This window comes from Candidatus Competibacteraceae bacterium (assembly GCA_016713505.1).
In the GTDB taxonomy this organism is placed as follows: Bacteria; Pseudomonadota; Gammaproteobacteria; order Competibacterales; family Competibacteraceae; genus Competibacter_A.
Window position 1 is genome coordinate 449770 of the sequence record JADJPA010000002.1, and the last position, 19986, is coordinate 469755.

Here is a 19986-nt window from a genome sequence, read left to right on the forward strand (position 1 = left end):
ACGGGTTGTGAAGTCCTCCACAGCGGGCAAGCAACCTTTTGTCAGGTGCGTGACACCCTCTAGGCAAACATCGCAATCACGGCGTTGCGGTTCAGTTTGCCAGCGCCGGTGAGCGGCAGTTCGGTGGCCGGCCGGATGTGCTTGGGAACCTTATAACCGGCCAAATGCTCCCGGCAGAACGCGGTAAGCGCATCTTCCGAAACGCTGGTTCCGGCGTGGAAAACCACCAGCGCGACCGGCGCTTGCCCCCATTTTTGATCGGGAACACCGGCGCAAATCGCTCCGGCGACGGCGGGATGTTTCATCAGAGCTTGTTCGATCTCCTCCGGGGAGACGTTTTCGCCGCCGGAGATGAACATGTTATCGGCGCGGCCCTTGACGAACACCAAACCCTCCTGATCCTGCATCGCGAGGTCGCCGGTATAAATCCACCCTCGCTCGTTGAGGATTTTCTCAGTCCGGGTCGGATCGTGCAGATAGCCGTCAAAATTGTGGGGGCTGCGCAGGCACAGCACACCTAATTTGCCGCGCTCGACTTCCCGACCTGATTCCTGATCGATGATCTTGGCGTCGCAATGGAACATCGAGGTGCCGATGCTTGCTGAATTATCGAGCAATTCTTCCAACGAGTCGGAGCGGGGGATATAGGCGAAGTTGGAGGGGCCCGCCTCGGTCATGCCGTAAGTCTGGCTGATCGGAATGCCTTTGTTCAGAAAGGCTTGCATGACCGCTTTCGAGCACGGCGCGGCGGCGGTAGTGATGGCCTTCACTTTGGAAAAATCGGTTTCGCCAAATTTTGGATGAGCGATCAAAAATTGCAGCATGGCTTCGACCGCGCCGAAGTTCTCGACCCGCCCTTCATGGATCAGTTCGAGGATCAAGCCGGGATTGAACTCGCGCAGCAAAACGCTGGTGATGCCGGCGTGAAACAGCGGCGTGAAGGTGTTCCAGCCGCCGATGTGAAAGAACGGAAAGGTGATGAGCACCGTTTTGTAAAAGCCGATGATGCCGGTGGCGAGAATGTCGAACGAGTTCCAGATCATCTGTCGGTGCGACACGATGCAAATTTTCGGAACCGCCGTCGTCCCGCCGGTGTGGACGTAGAGGCACACATCATTCATCGCCAGCGGCACGTTCACCGCCCTGGGATCGGTCTTTAAAATGATGTTTTCAAAAATGTTTTTGTCGTCATCGATGTCGGTGACCGCCCGAATCGACGCCGGAACCGCCAAGCTCGAAACCAGCTCGGCAAAGGCGTGTTCGTAAACCAGAACGCCGGGCTGGAGCCGCGCCAGCAGGTCGTCCAGCTCCGGTTTTTTCAACCGTTGGCTCAACGGGGCCAGGATGATGCCCAGTTTTCCGCAGGCCAGATAAAGGTCGATGGCTTCGATGCGGTTGCGACAAATCAGGGCGAGCACATCGCCTTTGCGCAAGCCCAGCACGTCGCTGAGATAAGTCCCGACCCGGCACGCCCGGTCGTCGATGTCCTGAAAGGTGTAGGTCTGTTTGGTGAATGAGTCGTAAAGCGCGGTCCGCTGGGGGGTCAGGGCAGCGCGGCGTCCCGCCCAATCGCCGACCCAGTGCATGGGTAGATCGTCGTAATGTTGCGTGAGTCCCATGGGAAATCTCCTTGCATTGAGTTCAGGAAAACACGGGCTTCAGCTCACCGCTCCCTCATTCTTGGGTATCCAGACAAGGCGGCCAAGCCGAGCATTTTCAGCTCACTAACGCAAAGTAACGCGGCTCTTTCGCACCGGTTAGCGGTTTCGGTCGAACAGCCGCGCTAGCGTTGCGCGATCTTGTCTCCTCCACAAATGAAACAGTCTTTGTATAAATCTCTCAAATCAGAGTTTACAACAGCGGTTATCTCACTCCGCATAAACCATCTTCCGAGTCATACCCCCATCCACCAAAAAATTCTGGCCGGTGATAAAGCCAGCGTCCGCCGACAGCAAAAATTCCACCAGCGCCGCCACATCTTCGGCCTGTCCGACTCGGCCCGCGGGATGTTGGGTATGATCGAGCGGCCGCAATGGCGACGAATCCCGCCGACCCGCTTTTTGCAGCGCGCTCACGTCGATCCAGCCCGGACTGATGCAGTTGACCCGGATCGCCGGTCCCAGACTGATCGCCAAGGCGTGCGTCAACGCCGCTATCCCGCCTTTGGAAGCCGCGTAAGCTTCCGTATTGGGTTCGGATTGCAGGGCGCGAGTCGAGGCGATGTTGACGATGGCCCCACCGCGCGGTCGCAGCAGCGGCGCGGCGTGCTTGACGCACAAAAAACAGCCGGTCAGATTGACGCCGATCACCCGGTTCCAATCGGCCAGCGCCAGCGTCTCCACCGGCCCGCCGAGCGGCCGAGCGATTCCAGCGTTGTTGACCGAGGCATCCAGCCGGCCGAAGCGTCGCGCGACCGCTTCCAAGGTCGCGCGGACCGATTCCTCATCAGCCACATCGGTGTGCAGATGAACGATTTGCCCGTGCGTGGCCAGTTCCCGCGCGGTTTCCTGACCCGCTTGGTCGTCGAATTCGGCGATAATCACCCGCCAGCCCGAGCGCAGTAGCCGTTCGGCGATGCCGCGCCCGATGCCCTGACCGCCGCCGGTGACGAGCGCGATCCGGGCGTCCACCGTTCAGCCTTCCGCGTCCAGCAGCTTGCGGATGTCCAATAATTCCCGCCGCCTCGCCTCGCTGACTTCGGGATAGCGCAATTTCAGTTGTTTCAGAGTGTTGACGATAATTTGCGAAACGGCCAACCGGGTGAACCATTTACGGTCGGCGGGTATGACATGCCACGGCGCCCATTCGGTGCTGGTCTGGTTGAGGCAGTCTTGATACGCGCGTTGGTAATCGTCCCAGAAGGTCCGTTCCTTGACGTCGGCGGCGGAAAATTTCCAGTTCTTCTCGGCCTCGTCGATGCGGGCCAGAAAGCGTTGTTTCTGTTCTTCCTTGGAGACGTTCAAAAAAAACTTCAACACGACGATGCCGTTTTCGACCAGATATTTTTCGAACGCATTGATCTGTTCGTGACGATGGCGCCAAGTATTTTTGCGGGCCGAGGCGGGCAGTTTCTGACTGTCCAGAAATTCGGGATGGACCCGCACCACCAGCACTTCTTCATAGTAAGAGCGGTTGAAGATGCCGATGCGGCCCCGCTCCGGCAAACATTTCATGGATCGCCACAGATAATCGTGATCCAACTCCTCGGTGGAAGGCACCTTGAAACTGTACACCTGACAGCCTTGGGGGTTGACGCCGGACATGACGTGCTTGATCGCGCCGTCCTTGCCGGCGGCGTCCATCGCCTGAAAGATCAGTAGCAGCGCGTAAGTGTCTTGCGCGTAAAGAATGTCCTGATACGCGGCCAGCGCGGCGGTGTTGTCCTCCAACTGCTTTTTGGCCGCTTGTTTGTCGGAGAAACCGGCGGTAAACGCGGGGTCGTAATCCTTGGCCAAAACGATCTTCTTGCCGGGCGGCACTCGTAGGGCCGTCAGATAATTCTCCGGTTCGCCAGCGGCGGATCTAGCGTGGCCTGAACGGGTTTTCGGCATGGTGGGCTTCCTGATGAAATGAAGTCGTTCGACGGGGGGAATTTGGTGGGTGCGCTATGCCGGATCGGGCTGATTCTTGCGACCACCGAACAAGGCGGCGAGCTTGTTGATAGCCGCCAGCAACAGCGCGCCCGCGCCGATGCCGACGAGCATGTTCAGCAGGGCAGGCGCGATGGCCGCCAGCAGCCCGCCGAAGCCCGGCAGGCCGTGAATGGCGGCTTCGAGGTGTTGCACGATCTCGTGCGAGTGGGGCAAGCCGTGCAGCAGGATGCCGCCGCCGACCAGAAACATGGCCGCCGTACCGATGAAGGCCAGCGATTTCATCAGGTACGGGGCAAGTTGCAACAGCAGATAGCCCACGCCGCGCTTGAGGCGGCCTGATGCCGTGCCGTCTTCCACTTGCATCAAATACGCGCCCGCGTCATCCATTTTCACGATGCCGGCCACGATCCCGTAGACGCCGACCGTCATGAGCGCGGCGATGCCGGAGATGACCGCCACTTGAACCGGAAAAGACGCCTGTTGCACGGTGCCTAGCGCGATCACCACGATTTCCGCCGAGAGGATGAAATCGGTGCGGATCGCGCCCTTGATCTTTTGCTGCTCGAATGCGACCAGATCGATAGTGAGATCGTCCAACACCTCGATTGCATGAGCGTGTTCCGCTGCGATGGCTTCCTTGGGATGCGAAAATCGGTGCGCGACCTTCTCGAAACCCTCATAACACAAGAAAGCGCCGCCGATCATCAACAACGGCGTGATGGCCCAAGGGGCTACGGCGGTAATCAGCAGCGCCGCCGGCACCAGGATCAGCTTGTTCACCATCGAACCCTTGGCGACGGCCCACACCACCGGCAATTCCCGTTCGGCCCGCACCCCGGCGACCTGCTCGGCGTTCAGCGCCAGATCGTCGCCCAGAACCCCGATGGTTTTCTTCGCCGCCAGTTTGGTCATCAACGCCACGTCATCGAGTATGGTGGCGATGTCATCGAGCAACGCCAAAAGGCTGGTGCCGGCCATGCGGTCCCTCCTGGGGTCAACGGTAAAGGGTATGAACTGCGGTTTGCTGACAGGGCCTGTTCAGCCGTGGAACGCGTCGGGCGAGTTTAGGTAAGCGGCTTCCTCGGGCGTGCTGTCGCGTCCCAGTATAGCGTTACGATGCGGGAAGCGGCCAAAACGGACGATCAGGTCGCGGTGGTGGCGGGCAAAGCGCGTGCTGTCATCCAAACCCAGCCGCTCGAACAGTTGCACCGAACGCTCCTGATCGGCCAGCGTTTCGCCGTGCATGAACGGCAGGTATAAAAACAGCCGCTCTGTTGGCGTGAGTTCTCGATCGAAACCGCGCGCCAGCGCCCGCTCCGCCACCGCGCGGGCGGCGGCTTCAGTGGCGAAGCTTTCCGGCTGGCCGCGAAACATGTTGAGCGGAAATTGATCGAGCGCAACCGCCAGCGCCAGCGCGCCGGAAGGCGTTTGCTCCCACTCCGCCAGTTGGCCGGCCGCCGCCGCGCGATAGGTCGGCAAAAAGCGCTCGCGCAAGCTTCGGTCGAATTCCGGCGTGGCGTTGAACCACAGCGCTTGCGCCGGTTCCGCGAACCAGAACGCGATCAGCTGTTGCGGGTTGGCGATGCGGGTTGGCTCGGTCATCTGTCGTTTGCCTCGCTACGGGATGGAACGTCACACCCTATCTGAACAAAGTTTAGCGGTCTTTTCCAGCCGGTCCGATCTGGCTCCATGCAAGACAGCGAGCAGCTTAAAGGGCCATTCTGATCTGTTCATGCTGGACTGGCTGGTTTTAATTTGGAACGCGGTCACGGTCGCTTGAGTCATGTTGGGGTCAGCAATGATGAATTTCAGCGCGATTATAGCCTCGGCCGATTAAAAACCTCTTGGTACAGAAAATGCTATAGCCTGACGGTGTACAAACGCCATCGGTTGATAGGCCATTGTTACGCTGAGTGCTGGAATTTGAGTAGCTGTAGCCACAGGAATCTTAAAGCATGGTGACCACCACGACCGATGCCAATGGGACCACACACTTTTTTCCAGTCTATCGGGGTGGGTCCGCCATCGGTGACGCGATGGCGTTTTTACCGTCAGGAGTGGCGTTGGCCGAAACCGTTCCCACGCTGGTTTATTTCCACGGCCATAACAACACGGCCAATCTGGGGGCTTATTTACGCTCGAATCCAACCAATCGGGATTTACGGCCCTTATTGAGCGGCAAACGGGTGGCCCTGATCCAGCCCTGGGGAGGGCATCGATCCAGCTTTCTTCAGTTTCAGACCAGTGCGGGGCTGACCGCCTTGATCGAGGGCGGCTTGCGGGTCTTGATCGAAAACGCCAACCCGACGCGCCCGTGTCCGGTCAATGTGCCCAATCCGCCTTCGGTGATTTTGGCCGCGCATTCGGGTGGGGGTTTTGCGTTGCTGGCGGCGGCTAAATCCTCGTCCGTTTACCTGCCTTTAGTGGAGCAGGTCTGGGCGCTCGATTGCATGTACTGGGGGGAAGGACGCCAGTGGATCGATTGGTGTCGGGCCAATGCGTCCAAGCGGCTGCGGGTGCGAGCATCGACGCATCAATGGTCGCGCAAGCCCCGCGCGGAAGCGGAAAAAATTCGCGCCGCGGCATTGCCAAACGCCGATGTCGGTGTGGTGAGCCTCGCGCACGACGCTTTCCCGCGCACCTTTATTCCCGCCTTTTTGTAATGACCGAGGAGTTTCAAGCATGACAAGACCGTTATTGAAACCCGCCTGCCTGACGCTTATCGCCGTACTGGCTTTTTTTGCGGGGCAAACTATCGCTCAACCCGCCGCAACCGATGGCGGCGCCGCCGTTTGTACGAGCGTCCCCGCCAAGACCGGCGACGTTCTGGATACGGACGTGGCGAGCGCCGAGGACATTCAAGCCTTTCATAAGTCTGTCGCTTCGTTGCGGGCCGAGCTGGACACCCTTTGCAAGCAAGACAAGACAGCGAACCAGCGTTTGCAAGATCGAGCGAAAAGCATCGTCTTCGAGATGAGCGCCGGGGCGACGGAACCGGCGGCCTATCTGAAAGGCGGCCGACTTCACGTCGAATTTTACGGCGGATCGTTCGACGGACGCGCTTTCCGCCAGCAGGTTAAGAAAGTGCTTTCGGGTCAAAAAATTCCACACAACGATTGAGTGAAGGAGAAAAAAATAATGGCCACTTTCCCGTTACCGTTTAAACCCACTCTCAGCTACCGAAGCGGCGGCCGCCGCTTCGGAGCGAACCGCGATGGCGGCAACAGAAAACATGCGGGCTGCGATCTCATCGCGCCGAAAGGGACCAAAATTTATGCCGTCGAGAACGGGGTTGTCGCGACCAAACCCTACTTGTTTTATCGGGGAACCTACGCTATCGAGTTCCGATTGGATTCGGGCAAGCTAGTGCGCTACTGCGAAATCGAGAAACTGGCTCCAGGAATCAAGAAGGGATCTCCAGTGGCCGAGGGCAATCTGATCGCTTATGTCGGCAAGATGTACGTCAGCTCGATGCTGCATTTCGAATTGTACGAAGGGAGCGGGTCCGGTCCGCTGACGGTCCGCTCCAATCCGCCTTACCAGCGGCGCTCGGATCTGATCGAGCCGGCGGATTATCTCGACGGCTGCACGCTGCGGGCGACGCCGCCCTAGCCCGCTGAAATCCCGGAGGATACTTTCATGCCCTGCAACCTCAAGGAATATCCCGCCAGCACGCTTCCGGGTCTCACGCTGTTTTCGGGGTCGGACAACGCTTGTTTGAAACCCACGGCGGTTTATCTGCCGCCGAAGTATCTGGAGACCAAAAAAAAGGATTTAACCGTGGTTTTGTGGTTGCACGGGTTTTATGTCAAAAATCACAAGTTTCTTTTTTTCAACGATGCGGCGCGCGTGCGGGAGCAGGTGCTCAGGTCCGGCAAGAATGTGGTGCTCATCGCACCTTTCTTGGGCGATGAGGAAGTGGATGGTGAGGGTAACTTTTATGGAGATTACACTGTCAAGGATCTGGGAGACGGAAAATGGGGCGAGCGCTATCTCGATGGGATTCTCGAAGCCTTGGCCAAGTCTCAAAAACCGCCGTTCCCGCCGGCTTTCGATGTCAAGAACCTAGTGATCGCGTGCCATTCCGGAGGCGGGGCCGGGATGCGCAAGCTCGTTGGAACGTTGGGTAAATACCGATCGAGGCTCCAGGAATGCTGGGGGTTTGATTGCCTGTACGGCGCGAACGCCAAGCCCGACGACGCTACGTTTTGGTATCAATTCGTGTCGGGAAAAGAGGGCCGGCCACTATATGTCGTCTATGGCAAGAGCACCGCGCGGCAATCAGTGAAGCTGTATTTGATGGGCAAAGGGCGAGCGAACGCCCTGGGAAACAAGGTTGACCCGCCCGGTCCTCCCCTCAAGAATTTGCATGTCACCATCGGCCACTATCTGACATTTCCGTCCATGGGCCAGAATGTGAGTGTCGACATCACCGACGCTCAGGTCGACAAGCTCATCAGCCAGCCGCCCGCCACCGCCAAACAGCCCGCGAAAACCGCGAAACCGCAAGAGGGAGATTTCGTCAAACAGGCGGTGAGCAATCTGCGAGGGAACTTTATTTTTATGGATGAAATCAAGGGCTTTGAACTGCATTATTACATCGCGAGAGAGTTCTTTTGCTTGCGGTTGCGCAATTCCGCCTTCATTTAGCGATTTCAGCAGACAGCGCGCGGCGCCAGCAGCCGTTCGGTTTGACCGATAGCGGTTTGCATTGGAACGTTTTTAGGCCGCGCTCGTCTCGCTGTCCCCCGCCGTCACCTCCAAATCTTCCCGCGGTTGCCCGCCGGCATCTCGTCCAGTCCGGCGTCGCCATCCATCGGGCGCACCCGCGCCCTCTCGCCACCCGCCGCCGCGATCGTTTTCAGTAGAATTTTTATGAGAAGTTGAGCTTCGCGCCGGACGAAATCACGCTTTCCCGCGATAGCGATGGCGACCGTTAATATTCAGGATCGTCTCATGGAACATGATGCAGAATTGCCGCGCTGGTTGGCGCAAGAACGGGGCGCGCTTTTTGACGGGTCCGGCTGAAAACGGCCGGTTGATCGGGATGAAAGGAGCGAAGATTTGAAAACAAGCGAACATCGCTCGACGGCAAACCATGCCGTGTCGTGGCGGTGGGGCATCAGGCTGGCTGGCAAGTGTGTCGCATTGCAGGCGGCGGCTGGTTTGCTGGCGGGTTGTGCGGCGGTCGGATCCGACTACATCGCACCCGATTCAGCGGCTCCAGCGAGCTGGCAAGGCGCGGTGGCGGCGCGGGTCGTGGTCGCGCCCGCCTCGCCCACGGAGCTAGCGAGCTGGTGGCGGCAACTGAATGATCCGGCCTTGAGTGGGCTGATCGAACAGGCGCTGCGTGGCGGCCTCGATCTGCGCACCGCCCAGGCCAAATTGCGCGAAGCCCGCGCCCGGCGCGCGTTGGTCGGGGCCGACCGCTTTCCGATCATCACCGCGTCGGGCGCGGCCAGCGTCTCCAAAGGCAGCGCCGAAACCGGCACCGGCAAAACTCGCGAGCTATACAACGCCGGCTTCGATGCCAGTTGGGAGCCGGACGTGTTCGGCGGTTTGCGGCGCGTCGCGGAAGCCGCTCAAGCCGATCTGGAAGCCGCGGCGGAGAATCTCTACGCCGTGCAAGTGTCCTTGACCTCGGAAGTGGCGCTGAATTACGTCGAACTGCGCGCCTTTCAGGAACGGCTGACTATCGCCAGGGCCAATGTCGCCTCGCAGTCCGAAACCTTGCAACTGGCGCGGTGGCGGGCGCAAGCCGGTCTGACTTCGACCTTGGACGTGGAACAGGCTCGCTCCAATCTGGCGCAGACCCGCGCCCAAATTCCGACGCTCGAAACCGGCTCGGCGGAAGCCCAACACCGGCTGGAAATCCTGCTCGGCCATACCCCCGGCGCGCTGGCGGGTCGATTGTCCGACATGACGGGCCTCCCGCAGCCGCCCGCACGGGTGACGGTGGCGATTCCGGCAAACACCCTGCGCCAGCGGCCGGACGTGCGCGCCGCCGAACGGAAACTCGCGGCGGAAACCGCCCGGATTGGGGAGGCGGAGGCGGCGCGTTATCCCAGCTTCAACTTGAGCGGTTCGCTGCGTTTGGAGGCGCTCAGTCTCGGTGCGCTGGCGGGTGCTGATGCGCTGGCCCGCAGTGTGCTGGGCGGCGTCACGGGGCCGATTTTCGACGCCGGGCGCATCCGCCAGCAGATCGAGATTCAAACCGCCGTTCAGGAACAAGCGTTCGTCAGCTACCAATCAACGGTGCTGAATGCACTGTCGGAAGTCGAAAACGCGCTGGTCGCTTTAGCCAATACGCGGGAGCGGCAGCAGAATTTGCGCGAGGCCGTGCAAGCCGCCCAACAAGCGGCGACGCTGGCCCGGCAACGCTACAGCTCCGGCCTCATCGATTTTCAAACCGTGCTGGATACCGAGCGCAGCGTGTTGAGTCTTGAGGACAATCTCAAATCCAGTCAGGCCGAGCATCTTTCCGCCCTGATCCAGCTTTACAAGGCGCTGGGCGGCGGTTGGTCGCCGCCAGCCGCCCATCAGACCGCCGCATCGTTCAAAGGAAAACCCTCGTGAGTCCACCTGTCCAGCCCGACTCCGAACTGGCCAAGATCATCGGCGCGGAACCCGCCAAAAGCCGGGTCGGAGCGGCGCTGCGCTGGCTGCTCGCGCTTGCCGTGCTCGCCGCGCTGGCGGTCGGCGGCTACCGCTATTTTCAATCCCAAGCCGAGGCTCAAGCCGCGCCGCAGTATCAAACCGAAGCGCTCGGTCAGGGCAATCTGCGGGTCACGGTTTCGGCCACCGGCAAGCTGGCTTCGGTCAATGAAGTGGAGGTCGGCAGCGAGTTGTCCGGCACCATCGAAACCGTGCTGGTGGATTACAACGACCGGGTGAAGAAAGGCGAGGTGCTAGCCCGCCTCAACGTCGCCAAACTGAACGACCAGATCGCCAAGTCGAAAGCCGCCGTGGCCTCCGCCGAAGCCAAGGTGTTGCAAACCGTGGCGACGGTCAAGGAAACCCGCGCCAACCTCGGCCGGTTGCGGCAAGTCGCCAAACTGAGCGGCGGCAAAGTGCCCGCGCCCGCCGAACTGGAAACAGCGGAAGCGACGCTGGAACGGGCCATCGCCGATGAGGCCAGCGCGCGGGCGGCGGTGGAGGAAGCCCGAGCCAGCTTGCGCTCCAACGAAACCGATCTCACCAAAGCCTCGATCCGTTCGCCCATCGACGGGGTAGTGCTGAAACGCTCGGCCGATCCCGGTCAGACTGTGGCCGCCTCTTTGCAAGCGCCGGTGCTGTTCACGCTGGCCGAAAATCTGGCGCGGATGGAATTGCAGGTGGACGTGGATGAAGCCGATGTCGGGCAGGTCAAGCCGGAGCAAACCGCCACCTTCACCGTGGACGCCTATCCCACCCGGCGTTATCCGGCGCGGATTGATTTGGTGCGCTTCGGCGCGGAAACGGTGAATAACGTGGTGACGTATAAGACCATCCTCAAGGTTGACAACGACGATTTGAGCCTGCGCCCCGGCATGACCGCCACCGCCGAAATCGTCACCGCCGAACGGGAAAACGTGCTGCTGGCTCCCAACGCCGCGTTGCGTTTCACCCCGCCGCCGGACGACGCGCAGACCAGTCAGGGCGGTGGTTTGCTGTCCAGCCTGCTGCCGCGCCCGCCGCGCGGGATGGGTGGGGGACGGCGCGGCGGCCGGGTAGCGTCCGACAAAAGAGGCGGCTTGCGCCAGATTTGGGTGTTGCGCGACGGTCAGCCGGTCGCGGTGCCGGTCACGGTCGGCAGTTCCGACGGCCGGGCGACCGAAGTGGCGGGCGAGGGGCTGGACGTGGGAACGCCGGTCATCACTGCTGTCTTGAGCGGCCCGAAATGAGCGCGACGGCGGAAAGCGCCGCGCCGGACGACGGCCCGCCGCTGATCGAACTGCGGGGCGTGACTAAGGTTTACGGCCAGGGACAGGCTACGTTTCAAGCCTTGCGCGGGGTGGATTTACGCATCGAGCAGGGCGATTTCGTCGCGGTGATGGGGCCGAGCGGTTCCGGCAAATCCACCGCCATGAACATCCTCGGCTGTCTGGACAGCCCGACAGCGGGCGCGTATCGCTTTCGCGGGCTGCACGTCGAACGGCTGTCCCGCAACCAGCGCGCGCTGTTGCGGCGGCATTATCTGGGCTTCGTATTTCAGGGCTTCAATCTGCTGGCGCGGACGACGGCGCTGGAAAACGTCGAACTGCCGCTGGTGTATCGCGGTGAAGCGCGCGCTGCCCGCCACGCCAAGGCGCGGTCGGCATTGGAGGCGGTCGGCTTGCGACCGTGGGAAAAACACACGCCCGCCGAACTGTCCGGCGGCCAGCAACAGCGGGTCGCCATCGCCCGCGCCATTGTCACCGATCCCACCGTGCTGCTGGCCGACGAGCCGACCGGCAACCTCGACAGCCAGCGCAGCCACGAAATCATGGAGTTGCTGGTGGCGCTGAACCGCGACCGGGGCATTACGGTGTTGATGGTCACCCACGAGCCGGACATGGCCCGCTACGCCAGGCGCGTCGTGCATTTTCGGGATGGCCAAGTCGAAGCCGACCACCATAACGGAGCGCGCGCCTGATGGTCTGGAGCAGCCTGTTACTCGCCCTGCGCGCGATCCGCCGCAACCTGCTGCGGTCGTTTCTGACCATCCTCGGCATCGTGATCGGGGTCGGCGCGGTGATTACGATGGTGACGCTCGGCAACGGCGCGACCCGCGTGGTGGCCGATCAGATCGGCAGTTTGGGCAGCAATCTGATCATCGTGCGGCCCGGCCAACAGCTTGGCCCGATGCGGGACGGCTCCGCCGCACCGCGCTTCAAGGTGGCCGACGCCGAGGCGATTGCCGGGCAACTCGGCGGCATCAAGGGCGTCGCGCCGGTCGCCACCCGCTCCGCGACGGTGGTGTATGGGGCCAACAACTGGGCCACCAACATCACCGGCAGCACCGAGCCGTATTTCGCGGTGGCAAACTGGCGGCTGGCGAGCGGGCGGCTGTTCACCGAAGGCGAGCAACGGGCGGGCAAGGCGGTGTGCGTGATCGGGGAAACCATCCGCAAGCAATTGTTCGGGCGGGAATCGCCGCTGGGCGGCCAGATGCGGGTCGGCAATTTTTCCTGCGAAATCATCGGTAATTTGGCGTCTAAGGGCCAATCGGCGATGGGGACGGATCAGGATGATATCACCGTGATCCCGCTGCGCACCCTGCAACGGCGGCTGACCGGCAATCAGGATGTCAACACGCTGATGGTGTCGGCGCAAGACGGTGCCGACACCGATCGGGTCATGGCCGATCTGCGGCTGTTGCTGCGCGAGCGGCGCAAGCTGGCGGAGAACGCCGACGACAATTTTTCCATTCTCGACACCCGCCAGATCGCGGAAACCATGACCAACACCACCAAGGTCATGACCGGGTTGCTGGGCGCGGTGGCGGCGGTGAGCTTGCTGGTCGGCGGCATCGGCATCATGAACATCATGTTGGTGTCGGTGACCGAACGCACCCGCGAAATCGGCATCCGGTTGGCCATCGGCGCGCTGGAACGGGAAGTGCTGCTGCAATTTCTAGTCGAAGCCGTGGCGCTGTCGTCGCTGGGCGGCATCGTCGGCATCATGCTGGCGGCGTTGGCCTCGGTCGGCTTGGCGCAGGTGATGCGAGTGCCTTATTTATTCGACCCCAGCATCAACCTGCTGTCGTTCGGGTTTTCGGCGGCGATTGGCGTGGTGTTCGGTTATTTTCCGGCCCGCCGCGCGGCAAGGCTCGATCCGATTGAGGCGCTGCGGCATGAGTGAGGGCGAGGAAAATAGCGGCTACGAATTGTCCCAACATTGGGAGGCCTGTTTCCAGCAAACCACAAGCATTTTTTCACTTCCGAAGAGCCGGGTCGAGTAAGGGACTACCGCGCAGTACGGGATAGGGGTTGATCGGCCAACCTTGCCACCAGCGTTGCTTGGGGCCGAGCTTAAAAATAGCGAAATGCAAATGAGGTGCGTTGGGGTTGGCGTTGCCGGAACTGCCGACGTGGCCGATGGTTTGGCCCTGTGTGAGCTTCATCCCCTCGGTGATGCCATCCGCGTATCGGTCGAGGTGACCGTAGAAATAGAGGTATTGGTCGGTGGGATCGAACTGATAAAGGGTGATGCCGCCCGGCTTGCTGAGAAACAGTTTGACGATCCGCCCGCCCTCCACCGCGACGACGGGCGTGCCTCGGTCCGCCGGGATATCCAGAGCCTCATGAACGCGGGCGCCGTCGTCACGCGGTTGAATAAAGGTGTCGGTTAGGTCTTTCGCTTGGACCCCCTGAACCGGAATAACCAGCCGCCGCGCTGTCAGATGGTCGCTATCGGCCTGTTGCTCGGTGGCTGAAACCGTCGTTGGCGCGGAAGGAGTGGCCGCCGTTTCGGAACCCCCCGCGCAAATGATCGCGGCGGCGATAAACGCCGTGCCAAGGATGAAATGGGCCGGTCCGCTCGGTTTCATCGGCGCTCCCGCCCCACAGCCGCCCATTGCATGAGCACTCCTGGAAGTGGCTTGATAAGGCAGGTCAAGGTTAAGTTTGCGGGCTTTCGCTGCAGCGAAGCCCGCGCCCAGCGGCTGGCGACGGTAAAACAGGTATCATGGCCGCATGAAACGGCCCGGATTGTTTTGGACAATTATCGCGCTAGCCGCATTGGCGGGCGCGGGCGTTTTGGTGTGGCGACAGTTCGGGCCGGTGACCGTGGAAACCACCCAGCCGACCCGAGGCCCGGCGGTGCGAGCGGTCTACGCCACCGGCACCGTGGAGCCGACCGTGATGCTGCCGCTCGCGCCGCGCAATTCCGCCCGGTTGATGGAACTCAAGGCCGATGAAGGCGCGCAAGTCCGCGAAGGCCAGGAACTGGCCCGGCTGGAGGACGCCGACTTGCAGCGGTCGGTGGACGAACTCCAGGCGCGGGCTCAATTCGCCAAAATCCAATTCGACCGCGCCCAAACCCTGCTCGACAAAGGTTTAGGCACGGTGCTGGAACGCGACCGGGCGCGTTCGGACTGGCAAGCGGCGGAGGCGGCGGTGGCCCGCGCCCGCGCGCTGCGCGCCTTCATGACCCTCACCGCGCCGGCCGACGGTCAAATCCTACGCCGCGACGGCGAAATCGGCCAACTCATCCCCGCCAACCAGCCGATCTTTTATTTCGCCCGCCGGCAAGCGCTGCGGGTTGAAGCCGAGGTGGACGAGGAAGACATCAGCTTGGTGCAAGTCGGCCAGCGGGTGTTGGTCCGCGCGCCCGCGCTGCCGGATCGGGTCATCGACGGGCGGCTTGGGTCGATCACGCCGAAAGGCGATCCGGTCAGCCGCAGTTTCCGGGTGCGGATCGAACCCGCGGCCGACGCGCCGCTGCGCATCGGGATGACCGCCGAAGTCAACATCGTCGTGACCGAACGCGACAACGCCCTGCTGGTCCCGGCGACCGCCGTCGCCGACGGCCACGTCTGGATCGCGCGCGACGGCCAGCTGCATCGCCAGCCGGTTCAAACCGGCATCAACAGCGAGAACCGCGTCGAAATTTTGTCGGGTCTGACCGACGCGGATCGCATCGTGGTCCGCCCGCCCGCCGGGCTGCAAGAAGGGCGGCGGGTGCGCGAAACCGCCGCCGGCGCGGCCGTTAAAGCCGGCTGAACCGTGTCGATCCAACTGGGTATCGCCGTCACCCACTTAGTTAACCGCAAGCGGCCGACGCTGGTGTCGCTGGTCGGCATCGTGCTCGGCGTGGCGTTTTTTCTGGCGGTATCCTCGCTGATGCGCGGCTCGGAACGGGATTTCATCAAGCGCCTGATCGACAACAGCCCGCACATCACGGTGTCGGATGAATACCGCGACCCGCGCGTCCAACCGGCGGCGGAGCGCTGGCCGGACGGCGCGGTCGAGGTGCGGCGGGTCAAGCCGCTGAACGAGGTGCGGGGCATTCGCGGCCACGCGCAAAAATTGACCTTCATCGAATCGCTGCCGGGGTTGCGCGCCGCGCCGGTGCTGGTCGGTTCGGTGGTGCTGACCTTCGCCGGCCGCACCCAAGGCGTGACCGTGACCGGCGCGGTTCCCTCGCAGATGAAGCAGGTGTCGACCATCGAGGAAAAATTGATCGAAGGGTCGCTGGACGCGCTGGCGTCCAATGCCAACGGTTTGATCGTCGGGGTGGGGTTGGCCAAGAAATTCAGCCTGAGCATGGGCAGCGTGGTGAATGTCGCCTCGGCGGCGGGCGAGCTTCGCGCCTTGAAGATCGTCGGGATCTTCCGCACCGGCGGCGCCAGCTACGATGAGACCCAAACCTTCGTATCGCTCAAGCGGGCGCAAAGTTTGTTGGATCGCACCAACCGAATCAACCGCTTTATCCTCCAGTTGGACGACCCTTATCGCGCGCGGGAGGTGGCCGCGCTGATCGAAGCGCGCACCGGCTACAAATCCGTGTCTTGGTTGGAAGCCTCGGAAGATTTGATGAGCGTGCTGCTGGTGCGCAACATCATCATGTACAGCGTGGTGTCGGCGATTCTGGTGGTGGCGGCGTTCGGCATTTACAACACCATTTCGACCATCGTGATGGAGAAGACCCACGACATCGCCATTTTGAAATCGATGGGTTTTCACGCCCGCGACGTGCGCCGGATTTTTCTGGCGGAAGGCGTGATGCTGGGCATGATCGGTAGCTTGATGGGGGTGCTGTTGGGCCTGGGCTTGATGAGCGTGCTGGGGCAGGTCAGCTTCAAGCCGCCCGGCGCGACCCAAGTGGTCAATTTGCCGATTTATTGGGGCTACGAACAATATCTGCTGGCGGCCGGTTTCGCGCTGGCTTCGGCGGTGGGCGCGTCCTACCTGCCGGCCCGCAAGGCGGGTCGGGTGCAACCGGTGGCGATCCTGCGGGGCATGGGGTGAGTCCCGTTCTGGCGGCGGAAGGCGTCGGACGGGTGTTGTCCGGCGAGGTGCCGGTCACGCTGGTGCAGGATGTCACGGTCGCGGTGGAGCGGGGCGAGTTCGCCGTGATCATGGGTCCGTCCGGCTCCGGTAAATCCTCTCTGCTGTATCTGCTCGGCTTGCTCGATACCCCGACCTCGGGCCGGGTGCTGCTCGAAGGTCAGGATACCTCCGGCTTCGGCGAGGACGATCTGGCGAGTACCCGCCTGCGAAAGCTCGGCTTCGTCTTTCAGTTTCACTTTCTGCTGGCCGAATTTTCGGTGCTGGACAACGTGCTGCTGCCGGTGCGGCGCTTGGGCGAACTGGCCGAGGACGCCGCCCGCCAGCGCGCCGAAACCTTGCTCGATCAACTGGGCCTGCGCGATCACTGGCACAAGCGGCCGCATCAGATTTCCGGCGGCCAACGCCAGCGGGCGGCCATCGCCCGCGCGTTGGCCAACGATCCGCCAGTGATCCTCGCCGACGAACCGACCGGCAATCTGGATACCCAATCCAGCGCGAACGTCCGGCAAATCCTGCACGATCTGACCCGCGATTTCGGCAAAACCGTGATCGCTGTCACCCACGATCTGACTTTCGCCAAAGCCGCCGACCGGCAAATCGGCATCGTGGATGGGCGGATCGATCCGCAGTGGCGGGCGTAGCGGGCGGGAATACCTTTCCTATTTTGCCCTTTGCGGCTTATCCGTCCTTGTTAGCGCTATCGAATTTGAGAACCTATCCGAAAATTCTTATTCAGATGAAGCTGATTAAACGCGGCTCTCTTCATCAAGAGAAGGATACAATTTTTTCAGCAGGATACGAAGAGAAGCAACCCAAATCATAGCGACGCTAGAGGCGACTCTTTTTTCATAGACACGGACTAACCGACGATAGCGACTCAACCACGCCAGTGTTCTTTCGACAACCCAGCGACGGGGTAAAACGGTAAAGGCTTTCGCGGTTCTTTTCACGATTTCTAACTCACAAGCGAACGTGTCTTTCACCCAGGTGGCAAGTTCTTCGCCCTGATAAGCTTGATCGGCCCAGACCCGACGCACGGTGGATACGCTGTTAAACAGCGTCCTGAACAAGAGGTACGCCCCCTGACTGTCGTGGACGTTGGCGGCATGGACCCCCACGGCCAGAACACAACCGGTGGTATCGGTTACGATGAGATGTTTTCTACCCTTCACTTTCTTCCAGCCGTCAAAACCCGATTCCTCGGCGGATTCGGCCGTACCCTTGACGCTTTGGCTGTCGATGATTCCCGCGCTCGGCTCCTCGGTTCGACCGTTTTTTTTCGGACCCTCCGGCGGACTTCCGCATTCACCCGCGCGAAGAAACCATTTGCCGACCATTTCGTATAATGGTAATTCACGGTCGTGCGGGGCGGAAAATCGTGTGGGAGATACGCCCACTGACAACCCGTCTTATTGATATACAAAATCGCGTCCCACACCCGCCTCAAATCCACTTCCTGCGGGCGACCCGCCCCTATTTGTTCTTCCTGCCGCAGGCATTCTTCCACCACCGCCCACTCTTCATCCGTCAGATCACTGGGGTATCTTTGATCAGGCCTCATTTCGAGTTCTCAACCCTTTTAATTCAAACCCTCAATTTATAAACCAAGAATATCATCATTTTATAAATATATCAATAGCTTAATATTGGGATAGGCTCTGATCGTAGTGGCCACCGATGGCGAAAATATAGATGTACCGATCATCGAATTTATACACCACGCGATCTTTTTGGCTCAGCCGCCGCGACCAAAGACCGGAGAGGTTGTGTTTTAAGGGTTCGGGCTTGCCCGTGCCAGTGCTTGGGTCGCCGCGCAGCATTTCTTTCAATATGTTGCATAGCGTTTTATGGAGTTGTTTGTCCTTTAGCCTGAGTGTTTCATAAGCGGCCCAGGTATGGCCTTCAAATACTAGTGATCTCATCTATCTCCTCGGCCGAAGGCGGGTATCCTGTCCCTTTTTCATGGGTGCGCAGAGATTCGGCTATTTGCCGCATCAAATCGCTGTTTTGTAGAACGAAAAGCGTTTCTTGCTCGCGTTCCCAGTCATCCGCGCTCACAACGATGAAATCATCTCCGCCTCGTCGTGTCACCTTTAGCGGTACATGCTTGCTAATAACCTGTTCCACAAGATTTTTTAGTTTATCTCTAAATTGATTGACGCTTACGCTATCCATCGGGTATCGCTCTGAGTTGTACGGTGATGACGTACATTAATATAGATAAAATATCTCGGTGGAGCAATTGGGCAAATCCCCAACAATCGCTGACTACCACCCCCGCTGATCGGCTGGCTGGTGATCTGGATACCCGCGCCGGAGCCGACGTCTGGCAAGTCCTGCACGATCTGATCTTCTCGCCAAGGCTGCTGATCGGATCGTCGGCAGCGTGGGTGGGCGAAAACCAGAAAGATCAAATAATTTTTGACAAACAAGGCAAATTGTGACCGATATGCTGAAATCACATAATCGCTTATTGGACTTCGGGATGTGCGTATCGGCTTCCGCAGACTGCGCAAATTCGTCATCAAGTTCGAGTGACATAGACTTTCTTATGGAGGCGGAATGCATCAAACGCTAACAGCGATTCAGGAGCACTTAGAGCAAGTTATCACCCAAGTGCATTCCGCAGTTCCAAACGACGAACCGTTCGGGAACGCGCAAGGGCAATGGAGCTTTCCGGGGCTTACTCGCGGGGAGTTGATTGAAGAAGCACGGTCGATCATTGACCTGATCAAAGATCAAGGAGGCGACGACATTGGTGATCGCGACGCGCGACTCGGAGACTACATTCGCCGCCTTCAGCATCTTCAACAGCAGACGGTTGGGCAGCTTTGGGGCAATGCCGGTCAGGCTGTGCCCGCATTTATGCTCACGTTGGATGGACTTCGCAAAGCGCTTGCACCTGTCCTGATCCGAGACGGACACGCTGAGGCAGTCGTCAAGCTCAGGAAGTTGGCCAATCAGCTTCGTGGCATGGAGTCGAGGCTGAATGGTTTGGAGCCTCGCACTGCTGCGCTCACCACGATGATAGAGCGCATCGAGCAGGCATAAAGTCCGGCCCTAGGAGAGTGCTACACGTATGTCACGTTGCCGGTATTCGCGGAGGGCAAATACGAAGTTGCAAATCTCAATTGTCGTACCTGACAAAGAGCATTTCTCAGTCACTGCTCATCTGCTACCTCAGATTCGGGAGCTTCCCGACGGCGCAAAATCCAGCTCGATGTTGGGGGTGACCTGACCCAACGCTGAACTGGACGCCCAACGGCACGCCACGCAAGCTCGGTTGGCGTGTATCGTTCTCTGGTCGATTTGCTATCGGTTCGATTTCATTCGCTGACCGCATTCGCGCATTGCCCCGTCTTCTCGAACTCCGCGAAATTGCCCAGCGTGGTTTCGGCGATATTGCGCAGGGCGTGGTC

General features: G+C 60.4%; 21 protein-coding genes and 1 pseudogene. 13 read left to right on the forward strand and 9 right to left on the reverse strand.

Translation table 11 applies throughout. From position 1 onward, the window contains the following. Positions 1-59 precede the first annotated feature (59 nt). The 5 genes from IPK09_17030 to IPK09_17050 form a co-directional block, all read right to left on the reverse strand. On the reverse strand, positions 60-1619 hold the full coding sequence (locus IPK09_17030; protein ID MBK7985301.1) for an AMP-binding protein: 1560 nt from the start codon (positions 1617-1619) through the stop codon (positions 60-62). Between the two features lie 249 nt (positions 1620-1868). After that, a complete protein-coding gene (locus tag IPK09_17035; protein ID MBK7985302.1) occupies positions 1869-2630 on the reverse strand; it encodes an SDR family oxidoreductase in 762 nt (253 codons plus the stop codon). 3 nt (positions 2631-2633) lie between these two features. Further along, positions 2634-3551, reverse strand: coding sequence for a polyphosphate kinase 2 family protein (locus IPK09_17040; GenBank protein ID MBK7985303.1), 918 nt, complete (start codon positions 3549-3551; stop codon positions 2634-2636). A gap of 54 nt (positions 3552-3605) precedes the next feature. Continuing rightward, positions 3606-4571, reverse strand: coding sequence for a DUF808 domain-containing protein (locus tag IPK09_17045; protein ID MBK7985304.1), 966 nt, complete (start codon positions 4569-4571; stop codon positions 3606-3608). Between the two features lie 60 nt (positions 4572-4631). Next, the gene (locus IPK09_17050) at positions 4632-5195 is read right to left on the reverse strand and encodes a DUF924 domain-containing protein (GenBank protein MBK7985305.1); all 564 of its coding nucleotides are present in this window, start codon (positions 5193-5195) and stop codon (positions 4632-4634) included. 353 nt (positions 5196-5548) lie between these two features. Between IPK09_17050 and IPK09_17055 the strand changes: the two genes are divergently transcribed. The 8 genes from IPK09_17055 to IPK09_17090 all read left to right on the forward strand — a co-directional run bounded on the left by IPK09_17055 (position 5549) and on the right by IPK09_17090 (position 13415). Continuing rightward, the gene (locus IPK09_17055; protein MBK7985306.1) at positions 5549-6256 is read left to right on the forward strand and encodes a hypothetical protein; all 708 of its coding nucleotides are present in this window, start codon (positions 5549-5551) and stop codon (positions 6254-6256) included. Positions 6257-6275: 19 nt separating this feature from the next. Further along, positions 6276-6713 (forward strand): hypothetical protein, encoded by a 438-nt coding sequence (locus IPK09_17060; GenBank protein ID MBK7985307.1) that lies wholly within the window; start codon positions 6276-6278, stop codon positions 6711-6713. Between the two features lie 18 nt (positions 6714-6731). Further along, positions 6732-7205 carry a M23 family metallopeptidase gene (locus tag IPK09_17065; protein ID MBK7985308.1) on the forward strand — a complete coding sequence of 158 codons (474 nt, stop codon included), beginning with the start codon at positions 6732-6734 and terminating at the stop codon, positions 7203-7205. A gap of 237 nt (positions 7206-7442) precedes the next feature. Beyond that, positions 7443-8243, forward strand: a complete 801-nt coding sequence (locus IPK09_17070) for a hypothetical protein (GenBank protein MBK7985309.1) — start codon at positions 7443-7445, stop codon at positions 8241-8243. A 471-nt stretch (positions 8244-8714) separates the two neighbouring features. Further along, on the forward strand, positions 8715-10169 hold the full coding sequence (locus tag IPK09_17075; protein MBK7985310.1) for an efflux transporter outer membrane subunit: 1455 nt from the start codon (positions 8715-8717) through the stop codon (positions 10167-10169). Further along, entirely contained in the window at positions 10166-11476 is a 1311-nt protein-coding gene (locus IPK09_17080) for an efflux RND transporter periplasmic adaptor subunit (GenBank protein MBK7985311.1), read from the forward strand. Before IPK09_17075 ends, IPK09_17080 begins: the two co-directional genes overlap by 4 nt. Positions 11477-11517: 41 nt before the next feature. Beyond that, the gene (locus IPK09_17085) at positions 11518-12207 is read left to right on the forward strand and encodes an ABC transporter ATP-binding protein (protein ID MBK7985312.1); all 690 of its coding nucleotides are present in this window, start codon (positions 11518-11520) and stop codon (positions 12205-12207) included. Next, positions 12207-13415 (forward strand): ABC transporter permease, encoded by a 1209-nt coding sequence (locus IPK09_17090; GenBank protein MBK7985313.1) that lies wholly within the window; start codon positions 12207-12209, stop codon positions 13413-13415. The genes IPK09_17085 and IPK09_17090 overlap by 1 nt, the downstream gene beginning before the upstream one ends. Before the next feature lie 73 nt (positions 13416-13488). Here IPK09_17090 and IPK09_17095 read toward each other — a convergent pair whose 3' ends face one another. Further along, on the reverse strand, positions 13489-14103 hold the full coding sequence (locus IPK09_17095) for a M23 family metallopeptidase (protein MBK7985314.1): 615 nt from the start codon (positions 14101-14103) through the stop codon (positions 13489-13491). Between the two features lie 145 nt (positions 14104-14248). On the opposite strand from IPK09_17095, the gene IPK09_17100 reads away from it, so the two are divergent. From IPK09_17100 to IPK09_17110, 3 genes are read left to right on the forward strand one after another with little or no spacing between them, the layout of a single operon-like run. Beyond that, positions 14249-15277, forward strand: a complete 1029-nt coding sequence (locus IPK09_17100; GenBank protein ID MBK7985315.1) for an efflux RND transporter periplasmic adaptor subunit — start codon at positions 14249-14251, stop codon at positions 15275-15277. A 3-nt stretch (positions 15278-15280) separates the two neighbouring features. Further along, positions 15281-16525, forward strand: coding sequence for an ABC transporter permease (locus IPK09_17105; GenBank protein MBK7985316.1), 1245 nt, complete (start codon positions 15281-15283; stop codon positions 16523-16525). Further along, entirely contained in the window at positions 16522-17208 is a 687-nt protein-coding gene (locus tag IPK09_17110; GenBank protein ID MBK7985317.1) for an ABC transporter ATP-binding protein, read from the forward strand. Before IPK09_17105 ends, IPK09_17110 begins: the two co-directional genes overlap by 4 nt. A gap of 105 nt (positions 17209-17313) precedes the next feature. On the opposite strand, the pseudogene IPK09_17115 reads toward IPK09_17110, so the two are convergent. The 3 genes and pseudogenes from IPK09_17115 to IPK09_17125 all read right to left on the reverse strand — a co-directional run bounded on the left by IPK09_17115 (position 17314) and on the right by IPK09_17125 (position 18742). After that, a pseudogene (locus IPK09_17115) lies at positions 17314-18128 on the reverse strand (IS5 family transposase). A 79-nt stretch (positions 18129-18207) separates the two neighbouring features. Then, entirely contained in the window at positions 18208-18489 is a 282-nt protein-coding gene (locus IPK09_17120) for a Txe/YoeB family addiction module toxin (GenBank protein MBK7985318.1), read from the reverse strand. Then, positions 18470-18742, reverse strand: a complete 273-nt coding sequence (locus tag IPK09_17125; GenBank protein MBK7985319.1) for a type II toxin-antitoxin system Phd/YefM family antitoxin — start codon at positions 18740-18742, stop codon at positions 18470-18472. Before IPK09_17125 ends, IPK09_17120 begins: the two co-directional genes overlap by 20 nt. Before the next feature lie 26 nt (positions 18743-18768). Between IPK09_17125 and IPK09_17130 the strand changes: the two genes are divergently transcribed. Together IPK09_17130 and IPK09_17135 are read left to right on the forward strand one after the other, a co-directional pair. Beyond that, positions 18769-19011: a hypothetical protein gene (locus tag IPK09_17130; GenBank protein MBK7985320.1), complete on the forward strand. Its 243-nt coding sequence runs from the start codon at positions 18769-18771 to the stop codon at positions 19009-19011. 118 nt (positions 19012-19129) lie between these two features. Continuing rightward, the gene (locus IPK09_17135) at positions 19130-19618 is read left to right on the forward strand and encodes a hypothetical protein (protein MBK7985321.1); all 489 of its coding nucleotides are present in this window, start codon (positions 19130-19132) and stop codon (positions 19616-19618) included. Positions 19619-19986: the final 368 nt, after the last annotated feature.